Origin of the sequence: Lysobacter soli (genome assembly GCF_003382285.1) — a bacterium.
Taxonomy (GTDB): domain Bacteria; phylum Pseudomonadota; class Gammaproteobacteria; order Xanthomonadales; family Xanthomonadaceae; genus Lysobacter_J; species Lysobacter_J soli.
On record NZ_QTJR01000022.1, the window covers coordinates 1 to 12,917 of the forward strand.

At 65.6% G+C, this 12,917-nt stretch carries 8 protein-coding genes; 4 read left to right on the forward strand and 4 right to left on the reverse strand.

The features are described from left to right. Positions 1-599: 599 nt before the first annotated feature. Together DX912_RS17970 and purD are read left to right on the forward strand one after the other, a co-directional pair. Positions 600-1,094, forward strand: coding sequence for a GNAT family N-acetyltransferase (locus DX912_RS17970; protein ID WP_115844968.1), 495 nt, complete (start codon positions 600-602; stop codon positions 1,092-1,094). Between the two features lie 133 nt (positions 1,095-1,227). Further along, on the forward strand, positions 1,228-2,526 hold the full coding sequence (purD, locus tag DX912_RS17975; RefSeq protein WP_115844970.1) for a phosphoribosylamine--glycine ligase: 1,299 nt from the start codon (positions 1,228-1,230) through the stop codon (positions 2,524-2,526). Positions 2,527-2,677: 151 nt separating this feature from the next. Here purD and DX912_RS17980 read toward each other — a convergent pair whose 3' ends face one another. From DX912_RS17980 to DX912_RS17995, 4 genes are all read right to left on the reverse strand, one after another. After that, complete coding sequence (locus DX912_RS17980; protein ID WP_115844972.1) at positions 2,678-2,953, reverse strand: hypothetical protein; 276 nt, start codon at positions 2,951-2,953, stop codon at positions 2,678-2,680. Positions 2,954-3,788: 835 nt separating this feature from the next. Then, positions 3,789-6,449: a T6SS effector BTH_I2691 family protein gene (locus DX912_RS18530; protein WP_220340826.1), complete on the reverse strand. Its 2,661-nt coding sequence runs from the start codon at positions 6,447-6,449 to the stop codon at positions 3,789-3,791. Between the two features lie 8 nt (positions 6,450-6,457). Further along, the gene (locus DX912_RS17990; protein WP_115844974.1) at positions 6,458-7,327 is read right to left on the reverse strand and encodes a DUF4123 domain-containing protein; all 870 of its coding nucleotides are present in this window, start codon (positions 7,325-7,327) and stop codon (positions 6,458-6,460) included. After that, positions 7,320-9,437, reverse strand: a complete 2,118-nt coding sequence (locus DX912_RS17995) for a type VI secretion system Vgr family protein (RefSeq protein ID WP_115844976.1) — start codon at positions 9,435-9,437, stop codon at positions 7,320-7,322. Before DX912_RS17995 ends, DX912_RS17990 begins: the two co-directional genes overlap by 8 nt. Before the next feature lie 268 nt (positions 9,438-9,705). Here DX912_RS17995 and DX912_RS18000 point away from each other — a divergent pair, with 268 nt between their 5' ends. Next, entirely contained in the window at positions 9,706-11,487 is a 1,782-nt protein-coding gene (locus tag DX912_RS18000) for a serine hydrolase domain-containing protein (RefSeq protein WP_181902892.1), read from the forward strand. 235 nt (positions 11,488-11,722) lie between these two features. Beyond that, on the forward strand, positions 11,723-12,917 hold a 1,195-nt coding region (locus DX912_RS18005; RefSeq protein WP_115844980.1), incomplete at its 3' end, for an MFS transporter.

Consider the following 12,917-nt stretch of genomic DNA (forward strand, 5'->3'; position numbering starts at 1 on the left):
CGTGCGGCATTTCCGCCACTGACCGGGGATTCGGAAGCAGGTCCGAAGCGTCATCCCGGCGAAAGCCGGGACCCAGGTCCGTACCGCTCGGGCATTCCCATTCCGGCAAAACCACCTCACCGTCATTCCCGCTAAGGCGGGAATCCATGCGTGCAAGCATCACGCCTCACGAGAGACGGTGACGGACCGGAAAGATGGATCCCCGCCTTCGCGGGGATGACAGCAACTCGATCGGCAACGGTCGCAACTTCCCCCGTCATCGCCGCCCCCCGTCATCCCGGCGAAAGCCGGGCCCTAGGCCCGTACCGCCCGGGCACTCCGCATTCCGGCAAACCGACTCACCGTCATTCCCGCGAAGGCGGGAATCCATGCGTGCAAGCGTCACGCCTGACGAAAGACGGTGACGGACCGGAAAAATGGATCCCTGCCTTCGCGGGGACGGCAGCAACTCGATCGACAACGGGCGCAGCTCCCGTCATCCCGGCGAAAGCCGGGACCCAGGCGCGTGCCGGCCGGCACTCCCGCATTGCACCCGCGACGCGCACGACACCGCCGTAACCGCCGATCCCCCACACTCCGCCCACACGCCCGGAGGCTTTATGTGGATCCGCACCGAAACCCAGGACGATCACGCGGCGATCCGCGCACTGCTCGGCGAGGCGTTCGCCGACTCGGACGGAAAGGGGCGCATCGAGCAGCGCATCGTCGATGCCCTGCGCGAGGACGGCGAGCTCAGCCTTTGCCTGGTGGCCGACATCGACGGCCGCATCGCCGGCGTGGCGGTGTTCTCGCCGGTCGCAATCGACGGCGCGCAGTCCTGGTACGGCCTGGGCCCGGTCGCGGTCGCGCCTCGCGATCAGGGGCACGGCGTGGGAACCGCGCTGATCCGCGCCGGGCTGGCCGAACTGGCCGACCAGGGAGCCGCCGGCTGCGTTGTGCTGGGCGAGCCGCAGTACTACGCCCGCTTCGGCTTCAACAACGACGGCGAACTGCGTTACGCCGACGCGCCGCCGCAGTACTTCCAGTCGCTGGCCTTCAACGATGCCGGCGCGAAGGGCGACGTTCGCTACCACCGCTCGTTCTCGACCCATTGAGCGATCCGCATGAACGCGCGCGGCCGATGCGCCGGCGCGGGCGCGTTCGATTCCATGAGCCACACGCGCCGGTCGCGGCCCGCGGAAGGCTTTGCGTAAAATCGCGATCCCACGTCGCGCGGCAGGAGAGAGCATGAAAGTCCTCGTCATCGGATCCGGCGGTCGCGAGCACGCGCTGGCCTGGAAACTGGCGCAGTCGCGCCGCGTGAGCGAAGTCCTCGTCGCGCCGGGCAACGCCGGCACCGCGACCGAAGCCAAGTGCCGCAACGTGGACGTGCCCGCCTCCGACATCGACGGCCTGCTCGCGCTGGTCGAGCGCGAAGGCGTCAGCGTCACCGTCGTCGGCCCGGAAGGCCCGCTGGTGAACGGCGTGGTGGACCGCTTCCGCGAGAAGAAGCACCGCATCTTCGGCCCCACCGCCGCCGCCGCGCAGCTGGAAGGCAGCAAGGCGTACGCGAAGAATTTCCTGGCGCGCCACGGCATTCCCACCGCGCACTACGCGGTGTTCACCGAAACCGAGGCCGCGCTGGAATACGTGCAGGACAAAGGCGCGCCCATCGTCATCAAGGCCGACGGCCTGGCCGCGGGCAAGGGCGTGATCGTCGCGATGACGCTGGCCGAAGCCGAGGCGGCCATCACCGACATGCTGTCCGACTACGCCTTCGGCGCGGCGGGTGCGCGCGTGGTGATCGAGGAATTCCTCGACGGCGAGGAAGCCAGCTTCATCTCGATGGTCGACGGCAAGACCGCGCTGCCGATGGCGACCAGCCAGGACCACAAGCGCGTGGGCGACCGCGACACCGGCCCGAACACCGGCGGCATGGGCGCGTATTCGCCCGCGCCCGTGGTCACGCCCGACGTGCACGCGCGCATCATGCGCGAGGTCGTCGAACCCACCGTGCGCGGCATGCAGGCCGACGGCATCCCGTTCACGGGCTTCCTCTACGCCGGTTTGATGATCGACAAGAGCGGCGCGCCGAAGGTCATCGAGTACAACGTGCGATTCGGCGATCCGGAAACGCAGCCGGTGATGTTGCGCCTGCGCTCGGACCTGCTCGACCTGGTCGAAGCCGCGATCGACGAACGCCTCGATACCGCCAGCGCGCAGTGGGATCCGCGCCCGTCGCTCGGCGTGGTGATGGCCGCCGAGCATTACCCGAACACGCCGCGCACCGGCGACGTCATCAACAGCTGGGACGCGCCCGAAGTGGATGACGTGAAGGTTTTCCACGCGGGCACGAAGCTGGAAGGCGAACACGTCGTCACCGCCGGCGGCCGCGTGCTGTGCGTGTGCGCGCTCGGCGAGACCGTCGCCGACGCGCAGCACAAGGCGTACGAAGCGGTGGCCGGCATCTCGTGGCACGGCGAGTTCCACCGCCACGACATCGGCTGGCGCGCGATCGAGCGCGAGCGGGCGGAAGAGCCGGCGTAACGTACGCCCCTCACCTGCCTCTCCTGCTGGCCTGAGCCCCTCTCCCATCGGGAGAGGGGTTGGGGTGAGGGGCAACGAAGCAGTTGCGGCGACCCACCTCAGACGCACAGTGCTGCAGGTTTCGCCTTGACCGGTGCAACCGCGGCGAGAATCAACTCCCCGCCTGTTCCTCCGGCGCCGGCGTCAACTCCACCGCCACCGCCTCCAGATCCGCAATCGCCGCTTCCACCGCGTCATAGAACTGCGACTGCTTGGTCATCAGATCCTCGATCACCGAAGACTTCTTCAACTTCGACAACTCCCCGTCGAACATCAGCCACTGCGTCGTGAGCAGCTCGACGTTGTTCTTCGAGTAATGCCGCATCTCCTTGAGCTGCAGCACCGTGTCGTTGACATGCTCCAGCGGCGACTTGGTATCGGCCGTCATGGCGACCTCCTTGCGGACGTGTAACCCGAGCGTACGGGCGCGAAGCTGGCTCGCGGGTGAAATCGCGGCGTTTGCGTGGACGTCGCGTGAAAGCGCCATCTCTAAACGCGCGAGAACCAGAAATCGCCTAGAGGCGCCAAAACCCCTGCGGATGCTCCAATCCAGCCCATGCGCATCTGATACATACAACCCGGCATGACGGCTTCATTCCCTTATCGGGCTGATCCCTGCCACAGATGTTCCAAATACGCTGCGTCGAACTTCGACACTTACGAGTTCCCTTTCATCAGCGCATGGTCCGTGAGAGTTAGAACCTCCCAGCAAGTCGTATGGCTCGTCATTCCTCTGAATCGACCTGTGCTGGAATAGGACGTCGAACAATCGGACCCGATTTCCTTGACACGCATTTGCTCATTCTTGGACGTCCCCCAACGCGCATTGAACGAGTTTAGAGCATGTCCGTTCTCGGATATAACGCAGGCGTAGATGGAAAAGCACACCGCTGCCGCCAGGAACCAATCGATAATGTCATCGCTAACGTCTCTTACATTCGTCAGATGCCTTCCGTTTCGAATAACCAACCAACAAGCCCCAAGCAGGAAGCAAGCCTTGATTAACATGAAAAGCAGACTTTGCTGCCCGTAGAACGCATATGAGTCTTTCTGACTTGGGAGCCCTGGAACAGAAAGGAAGCAATAGAAGAAGAGACAGAACCGAAAGGCGACAATGGGCGGACTCAGTGTTAGCAAGACGGGGATGAAAGCAAGCACCAGCCAATCCTTCCACGTCAACGGACGTGGCTGCACTCGTGTGCGCCTGCGCCGACGGGGGGTGTTCACTTGTTGTTTGCCCCGACAGCCTTCTTGTCGCCGTGCTCAGAATCGGAGCGAGGGCGGCTCCTTGCCGTGCGCCGCTTACGCTCCGGACGCGCGCCGGGCTTGAGCGCCCATTTGTCGGCATTGGCCAGAAGGCGCTGCTGGATGTCGGGCGGGTAATCGGTGAGCGTGGTCAGCTTCGGCACGGGCTTGCCGGGCAGCCCCGCTTCACGGATTAGTTTCGGCCAGCGCGGTTTCCAGCAAAGCAGCAAGCTCATCCAGTGAGCTGCACCCAGCATCACGAATGCGGGTGAGATCAACATCAGACCCAGCAACACCCACAACGAGTCGGTGCGCAGATAGCGCGTCAGGCCTTCGAACTGCGGAGCAAATGCCTGCCACGGCCAAGGAAAATGCGAGGTGATCGACGGCTTGGGCAAGCCGTCCGCGCCGTCTTCCATGAAGCGGCGGATGAACTCCCATTCGTCGCGCAGTTCCGACAGGCCGTTGGCCGACACCGCGCCCCACAGCCTGAAACGCCCCAGGCCGATCTGCGCGGCACGATGGGTCACGCTGCGTCTGTCGGTGCGCGCCAGCACTTGCTCGGTACCGATGGCCATCACTTCCAGTCCGGCCGCGCCGGTCGTCAGTGCGGCGGCGGCCAGTTGTGCGACCCACTTCGCGGTGCCTTCCAGCTTCTGCCCCTGCATCAGCAGCAGGGCCGCTTCCAGCAACAGCAATCCGCTTCCCAGTCGCAACTTGTAGAACTGATTGCCATGCGCGTTGTTCAAGCCGGCGGTGAACGCACGATCCAGCGTGCGCAGCATCGGCCGTTGCACCTGCGCAGGGTTCGGCGTATGGCCGGCCTGTACGTGTTCACTCATGCGCAGATGCAGCGCCTGTTCGCCCAACTGCGCGGTCAACAGCACACTCAGGCGGCGGTGCAGCGCGTTGTCCAGCGTGTTCGGCGCGCCCGCGCGCAAGGCCTGCGTACCCAGGCTGCCGACCCACGCCAACGCGCCGGCCGTGTTGACGTGACTGTATTGACTCAGCGTGTCCAGATAGCCGTCTACTGCGCCGTACTGCGCGGCCAGATCCTTGGACTTTTGCAGGGTCGCCTCGAAGGCATCGAGGCCGTCGCTGCTGTTGGCGGTGCCCAGCTTCGCTACCGTTTGCTCCAGGGCGGTGGCAATGCTCTGCTGATTCAGCACGTAGCCGCGCAGGGCGAGGTTCGGACGCTCGGGTTTGTCGGCTTGCCACCATTGCCGCAGCAACTTGGCGCCGCGCTCGTCGCCATCCACGCCCAGCACACACAGCCCGGTCTGATGGGCGAAGCAGAGGCCGCTTCCCGTGTCGTTGTCGTCATAGGCATCCAGCGCCTTGAGCAACCGTTCGCTCTGCAGCCACGCCAGATGATCGGGGGCACGGCGGGCAGCGCCGGCTTGCGCCATCGCGGCGTGGTTGTTGAACTGCTGCAACGCAACGGACATCATCGGCATGTTGACGCGTCTTTCGTACTTGTCCTTGAAGCGCGTAGCGAACTCGCCGGCCTTGGCGCGGCGTAGCAGCTCGGCTTCGTTGAAGGTCACGTAGGCGCCCTCCACGGTTTGGCGCGCCTTGTTCCACTCTTCATCACTCATGCCCGGCGGTCGAGCCGAGTGATCGAGAAGGTCGGCGATGTGGCGCTTCTGGCCGTCAAGGAGCGCCGCCGTGCGGCGCGTCGTGAAACTATTGCGCAATTCCAGGAAGGTCTGCGCCACCAGCACACGACGCTCGTTCGTCACGCCGTCCTGATCCTCGTCCTTGCCCCTGTAGTCCAGCCAGTCCTTGAGTTGTTCGGTCGACGCATTGCGCCACGCGTTGAGTTCCTGCGTGATGCCGATGGGGTCGTGCAGCACGATGCCGGCCTGTACCTCCGTCGGCTTCGGTAGCGGCCGCTCGTCCAGCGGGTACAACTGACCGGCCAGCCTGGATTCCAGTTCGACCGAAAATGGCGGACGCGGCTGTTGCGGGGCCGGGAACGGAATGGACGTCTTTCCCACCCGCAGTCGGTAATCCAGAACCAGATCGTTGAACTGATCGGCGCCGATGGCGTCCAGTGAACTGCGCGGCTCGTTGCGCAGCCGCGACAGGTTGAACACTTGCAGCGTGCCGCGGAGGGCGTCGTCGGTGCGGTAGCGCTCCTGCATCGCCGGAGTAAGCGGATCCGGCGTGTACAGAAAGCGCGCCTCTGAATAGCGATACGGCGCGGGAATTCGCAATGCGCTGCCGGTGGCATCGGGCTGTTGATTGCGCTGGAGGCCGCGCTTCATCGCTTCCAGCGCGACGCGGGGCGGTCGCCGATCAGGATCGTAGACGCTGATACGCCCCTGGTTGGCGACCTGCATGGCCACGGCCTCCCAGCTGCCGTCCGCCAGCCGCTTCAGGAATGCATACATGTATCCCTCGCGCAGCATCTGCACTGCGTAGCGCGCGCGCTGCAACTGCGGCAGATCCAAGCCCAAGGTTGGAGGCAACGAAGGGAGAGCCGCATCAGGTTCGTTGTCGTCCATGCCTACGACGGCATAGCGCAACGGCAGGAGCACGAGGTCCTGGTTGCAGTCCATTACGCCTGTGTTGGAGCTACCCTCGTCCAGGCAATGGAGCTGCTTGCGCAGGTCGTTGAAGGTGTCCTTGTCCATGCGATTCCTCAGTTCCCTACGAGACTATCGATCAGCCATGCGCGACCCGCTTGTGCGGCGGACAGCGCATTCGGCCAATGCGGAAGACGCTCCGGTGGCGACGGATTGGTCAGGCACCACAGCACGTAATCGGCTCGATCGAGCTTGCGTTTCAGCCCGTGTGCGCGCGCCTGCTCGAGCAAATAGGTCACCTTGCTCAATCGCTCGCCGGGGCACTCGGTGGCGAAAGGCGCCGGAGTGAGGCGTTCCAGGTTGTGCAGCAGCGCATACGACTCCCGATCGCCGCCAACCAGCGCCCGCCACAGGTGATCGTCTGGACGCAGTGGCGGCAGCGCCTCAGGCTGTGGCCGTGCGTGCCCGCGATGCCCGCGCCACGCCGCGCGTTGGTCCTGTGGTGAAGGAGTGCGCCACCACCACGTCACCAGGGGCGAGAAGAAGGCCTGCGCCCAAGCGTCATTACGGTCTGACAAGGTGTCCAGCGCGGCCGCTGCGTGGTAGCGGAACAAGTAGGCATCGCCATCCGGAGCCATGATCCGATTCGCCTGCGCGAGGTGCTCGGCCAGTGATTCGGGCGGACATGCCGACACCAACCAGCCGCAGAGCACGTCACGCAGCTGATGCTGCCCCATGCCGTACAGTGGCGACAGGGCAGCCAGACCGTCGCCGCTGCAAGCCTGCCAAGCGACCAGCGTCGGTCCGTGCTCGCGCAGGTTGTCGAACTCCGGCTGTGGCAGCAGCGAATGGAGCGAGATGTGGGCGTTGTCATGCAGCCGCTTGCGATCTTCCGCGGACAGCAGGCCGCCCTCGATCAACATCACCAGCTGCGATAGCGGGTACTCAACGAGGTCGATGTTGAGGCGGCGGAACAGATCACTCATGCGACACCCCGAACTTCAGCACGTTTTGCTGCGTGGCGATCGCCTTGAGCAGGCATTCAAGGCAGATGGGGTCTTTCGGGGTGCCTACGATGGAGAGCGAGTTTCCCGCGCCGCTACTGTTGACCCTTACAGGGCCCTTGAGGCGTATCTCCAGCGCATCGAACCTGATCCCGCTTTCGTCGATGGTGATCGTGCCGCCGGGACCGCGCATGCCTGCCAGATCTTCAACGTCGATTTCGACAACCTGCGAACAATGGACGATGCGTTCGCCCGCTTCGGTGTCGTGCCGCCCTGCCACCTTGTGCTCGTAATGCCCACCCGTCTCGGCCTTGCGATCCGTCGCCGTCTTCTCGATGCGGACATTGCCTACGGTTTCGGCCAGATCCTTCGCGATGGTCATCTGCCGTGACCGGCCGACATCGATGAAGTGATCGCGCCCCAGCGTTTCGCGCCGATCCTGCCCGATGCTCAATGTTTCATCGTTGCCGACGCTTTCCTTGCGGTCGTGCCCGATGGAAATGGTTTCATCGTTGCCAACGTCCTCGCTGCGGTCATGCCCGATCTTCGTCGTTTCGTCATGTTCGATGACGATGTTCTGGTCCTTCTGCGCGTGGACGAAGATCTCTTCCTGGCCGGCTTCATCCTCGAAGCGCAGCTCGTTGTAGCCCTCGCCCTTGTGCGTCTGCGACTTGAACGTGGTCCGCGTCTTGTGGCGCGGCAGTTCGTACGGCGGGCGGTTCGCGGCGTGGTATGCGCGGCCGGTGACGATCGGCTGGTCCGGGTCGCCTTCGAGGAAACTGACGATCACCTCGTGCCCGACGCGCGGCAGCGCGACGAAGCCGTACATCGCTCCGGCCCAGCCCTGCGAAACGCGGATCCAGCAGGTGCTGTTCTCCTTCCGGCCGCCTTCGCGATCCCACGGGAACCACACCTGCACGCGGCCGTGTTCGTCGCAGTGGATCTCCTCGCCTTCCGGGCCGACCACATGCGCGATCTGCGGGCCGTCCACGATCGGGCGCGGCGCCGGCTCGGGCTTCCAGTCGTAATGCGCGGGGACGACGGTCGCTTCGTACGAATAGCGGCTGCCGTGCTCGGCTCCTGCTGCGTCTGCCTCTTGAGAGGCCGCCTGCTCGCCGACGTGGCGCATCGCGATCACGCGCCAGAGCGCGTTGAAGTGGTCGGCCGGATGGCCGATCAACGGGAACGCCAGTCCCGGGAACAAGCGAGCGTCATCGCCTTCGATCCGCGCCTGTTCGGCGGCATTGCGCAAGCCCGAGAGCTTCGAACGCGTGAACGGCTTGCCGGCTTCGTCGCGCTTGTAGCGCGCGGCGTAATCGTAATGCTCGTAGTCGCCGACGGCCTGCTCGCTGGCGAACGCCCTCGCCTCTTGTTGCAGGTCGTAGTGCGGATTGTGGAAGGTGTATTCGCGCTGCGTGATGCGCGTGGGCGCCAGCTGACGACGGTGGGCGAAACGCCACAGGTGCGGCCTGGGCGCGTCGCCCGCGGGTTGCGGCTGGTACACGACCGCGTCGTGGTCCTCCAGCCGCGGCGCGCTGTCGATGCGATCGCTGAGGACCAGCGCGTCGCGGCCCTCGCGCGTGTCGTGCCAGTGGACGATGCCTTCCTCGGTGGCGAGGCGATGGAAGAACGTCGCATCGGTCTCGCGATACTGGACGCAGTATTCGCGTCGCTCATGGCTGGCGGAGTACGACGCACGCGTGCCGATGATGCGGTTCTCCTTCAGCAACTTGCCCAGGATGTCCGTCGCGGTGACCTGCTGGAAGATGCGGCTGTTGTGCCGCAACGCCAGCCGCGCCAGCGGCGACTCGACGACGGCGCGATATCGGGTGCGACGGAAGCCGGTTTCCGCCTGCTCGAAGGCCGTCACGATGCCGACGACGCGGCGTTCGACGGCACCCGCGCGTTCGATGGTGAGCGTCGCTTCGCGATCGAGCATCGTCGCCGCATCGACAGCATCGTCCCCGCTCGCCAGCTCCAATGCGAGGCGGAACGGCTGCGAGACGCCCTCGGTCAACTCGAAGCGGACCACCTCCAGCTCCGGCCCTTCGGTGAGGCGAAAGAAGAAACGCACATCGGCCTGACGCGGCATCACCAACTCCCTGTGAGATCAGGGCGTTACGTTCGTTAACCGCGGACGGGGGCGTCCATGCGAAAAAGCCGGGGGCGATCCGCAGATGCGGGCAAGCATCAGCGCAGCACGAACGCTGCTGCCCAATGGGTAGGCCGCCGTTCGGCCTCGTGACGAAGGACACAGGTTCCGATGGCGGCCTCGCCCGACACTGTCGCCTGCCATCGCAAGGCCGCACGACGACGTGAACACCGGAATGTTCCAACGCACGCTTCGCCGCCTCGCATGCATGCTCGCGCTCCTCATGCTTCCCATCGGCGTAAGCGCCGCGGCACTGCACGAGACGATGGCGCAGCAACTGACATCGGAAGGTCTGCAGGGCGCCGTGTGGTCCATGTTCGCCGACGGCAACGTTGTCACCGGTGCCGCCGGCACGCGCGATGCGCGCACCGGCAAGCCGATGCAGGCGAGCGACCGCGTCCACGTCGGCTCCGTGGCGAAGACGCTGCTCGCGACCGGCGTGCTTCGACTCGTCACGCAGGGCAAGCTCGCGCTCGACACACCCGTCGCTCCGCTGCTGCCGGAAATCGAATTCGACAATGCATGGGCGTCCACGGACCCGATCCGCATACGCCACCTGCTCGACCACACCGCCGGACTCGACGACGTTCGCTTCTCGCAGGCGTTCACGCTTGTTCCGCGAGAAGACGCGCCGCTGCGCGACGCCTTCGGAGGACGCGGCCCGCTGCGCGTCCGCAGTCGCCCGGGCGCGCGCCATTCGTACTCGAACACCAGCTACACGCTGCTCGGCATGGTGGTCGAGCGCATTACCGGCACGCGTTACGAGACCTACCTCGACGCGCACCTGCTCGCGCCATTGCGCATGCACGACAGCACGTTCGGCTTCACCACGCAGGACGGCGAACGCGGGGACCCGCGCCTGGCGATGGGGCATTTCGAGAACGGTGCGACGCATGCGGCCGTGCCCAGCTACATCCGCCCCGCCGGACAGTTCACGACCACCGCGGCCGACATGGGCCGGCTCGCGCGCTTCCTGATGAGCGACGGCCGCATCGACGACGCGCCGTTCATCGATGCCGCGCTGCTGCGTGCGATGGGCGAGCCCGTCGCCACCGAAGCCGCCGATGCCGGCCTGCGCGTCGGTTACGGACTTGGCCTGTCCACGCGCGACCGGCACGGCGTTGTCGGCCGCTGCCATGGCGGGAGCACCGTCGGCTATCGCGCCATGCTGTGCCTGTTTCCTCGCGAACAGCGCGCGTTCTTCATCGCCGTCAACGCCGATGTGGAAGGCGTCGACTACGGCAAGCTCGACAGGCGCCTGATCGAAGCGCTGCACCTGCTCGCGTCGCCGCCGCAGCACGTGAGCGGCACGGTGCGCGACCTGTCCGAGTGGAACGGCATCTACGTACCCTCGCCGAACCGCTTCGCCAGTCTGGAGTGGCTCGATAGCACGCTGAACTTCGTGCATGTCACGCACGAGGGCGAGGCAGTGCGCTTCAAGCCGTTCCAGGGAAAGGAGCTCGCGCTGCATCCCGTCGGCGACCGCCTCCTGCGTGCGCCAGAGCGCGTCATCGCCTCGCACGCCCTGGTCATCACGCCCGATGGCCGCCGCGTCATCAGCACCGGGCTTCAGACCTACGAGCGCGCACCGCTCGCACGCATGGTGTTGCTGTGGGGCAGCCTGGTCGCCGGCCTGCTCGGTTGCGTGTGGCTGCTCGCGTCGGGCGTCCATGCGCTGATCCGCCGGCGGAGCACCACGAACATGGCCGTGCTGATTCCCTTCTGGGGCCTGCTCGCGCTGCTGCTGCCGCTGCCGTTCTTCTACCGCCAGTCCTTCCTTCAGCTGGGCGACGTGACCACCGCGAGCGTGCTGCTCGCCGTCGTCACCGCGCTGTGGCCGTTGACGATGCTGGCGGGTCTGATTGCGACGCTGCGGCGGAGGCCTTGGTCCGTGCGCACGAAGCTGGACGTGTTCGCGATGCTTGCCGTGCTGCAGTGTACGTGCGTGCTCGCATGGTGGGGATTGGTGCCGCTGCGGATGTGGGCTTGATTGCGTTTGCTGCGTCGCCCTGAGGAAGGATGACGAGGCGTCCACCTCCTTCATTCCGCGCGCGGGAATCCGCGCCTGTCACCACCGGGACGGCGGCAACACGCCGCCGCCCCTCACCCCAACCCCTCTCCCGCAAGCGGGGAGAGGGGCCAATGTCGGGGCATCGCCCAGCCGGGATGACGCTGTTTTCCCCCTTTTGCTAGTCTCGCGCGCATCGCCCCAACCACTTGCGTGCATGGCACACAGTCAGTTCGACCTGCTTCGGCAGCGGCGCTTCCTGCCGTTCTTCGTGACCCAGTGCCTGGGGGCGTTCAACGACAACGTGTACCGGCAGGCGATCATCGGCCTGCTGTTCTGGCTCGGCGTGACGCCAGAGGAACGCACGCTCTACACCAACATCGCGCCGGCGTTGTTCATCCTGCCGTACTTCCTGTTCTCTGCCACGGCGGGGCAGATCGCGGAGAAGCTGGAGAAGTCGAAGCTCATCCGCATCACGACCACGATGGAGATCGTGATCATGTCGCTGGCGGCGGTGGGCTTCCTGACGCAGAACATGGTGGTGCTGCTCGTCGCGCTGTTCTGCACCGGCGTGCAATCCACGCTGTTCGGGCCGGTGAAGTATTCGATCCTGCCGTCGGTGCTGAAGCCGGAGGAACTCACCGGCGGCAACGGACTGGTCGAGATGGGCACGTCGATGTCGATCCTGGTCGGCATGATCTTCGGCGGCCTGATCTTCGAACTGGCCGGCTCGCATGGGCCGGTGGTGGCGGCCACGGCCATCATCCTTCTCGCGGTGAGCGGCAACATCGTGAGCCGCTTCATTCCCCGCGCAGAACCGGGCGCGCCGGACCTGCGCATCAACTGGAACCCGATCCCCGAATCGCTCGCCGTGCTGCGGCTGGCGAAAAAGCAGCTCGCGGTGCGCAACTCGGTGCTTGGCGTGTCGTGGTTCTGGTTCATCGGCACGGTGCTGACCTCGCAGCTGCCGACCTATGCCGAGGCCAACCTGGGCGGCAGCGCCACGCTGTACATCTTCGCGCTGGCGCTGTTCTCCGTCGGCACGGGCGTGGGGTCGATGCTGTGCGAGAAGCTGTCGGCGCGCACGGTGGAAATCGGCCTGGTGCCGATGGGCGCGTTCGGCATGAGCGCCTTCATGATCGACCTGTATTTCGCACGCAGCGGAGCGGCGACAACGACGGGGCTCAGCATCGGCGCGTTCCTGCAGCAGCCGGGCAGCTGGCGCATCGCGATGGACCTGACGGGCATCGGCCTGTTCGCGGGCTTCTTCGTGGTGCCGCTGTTCGCGCTGATCCAGAGCCGCACGCCGCGCAGCGAGATCTCGCGCGTGATCGCCGGCATGAACATCCAGAATGCCGGCTTCATCGTGCTGGCGGCGGCGCTGGGCATCGTGGTGCAGCGCTTCTTCGGCT

Coding starts and splice junctions, on each gene's coding strand:
- DX912_RS17970 (WP_115844968.1), top strand. CDS start 600: ATGTGGATCCGCACCGAAACCCAGGACGATCACGCGGCGATCCGCGCA.
- purD (WP_115844970.1), top strand. CDS start 1,228: ATGAAAGTCCTCGTCATCGGATCCGGCGGTCGCGAGCACGCGCTGGCC.
- DX912_RS17980 (WP_115844972.1), bottom strand. CDS start 2,953: ATGACGGCCGATACCAAGTCGCCGCTGGAGCATGTCAACGACACGGTG.
- DX912_RS18530 (WP_220340826.1), bottom strand. CDS start 6,449: ATGGACAAGGACACCTTCAACGACCTGCGCAAGCAGCTCCATTGCCTG.
- DX912_RS17990 (WP_115844974.1), bottom strand. CDS start 7,327: ATGAGTGATCTGTTCCGCCGCCTCAACATCGACCTCGTTGAGTACCCG.
- DX912_RS17995 (WP_115844976.1), bottom strand. CDS start 9,437: ATGCCGCGTCAGGCCGATGTGCGTTTCTTCTTTCGCCTCACCGAAGGG.
- DX912_RS18000 (WP_181902892.1), top strand. CDS start 9,706: ATGCTCGCGCTCCTCATGCTTCCCATCGGCGTAAGCGCCGCGGCACTG.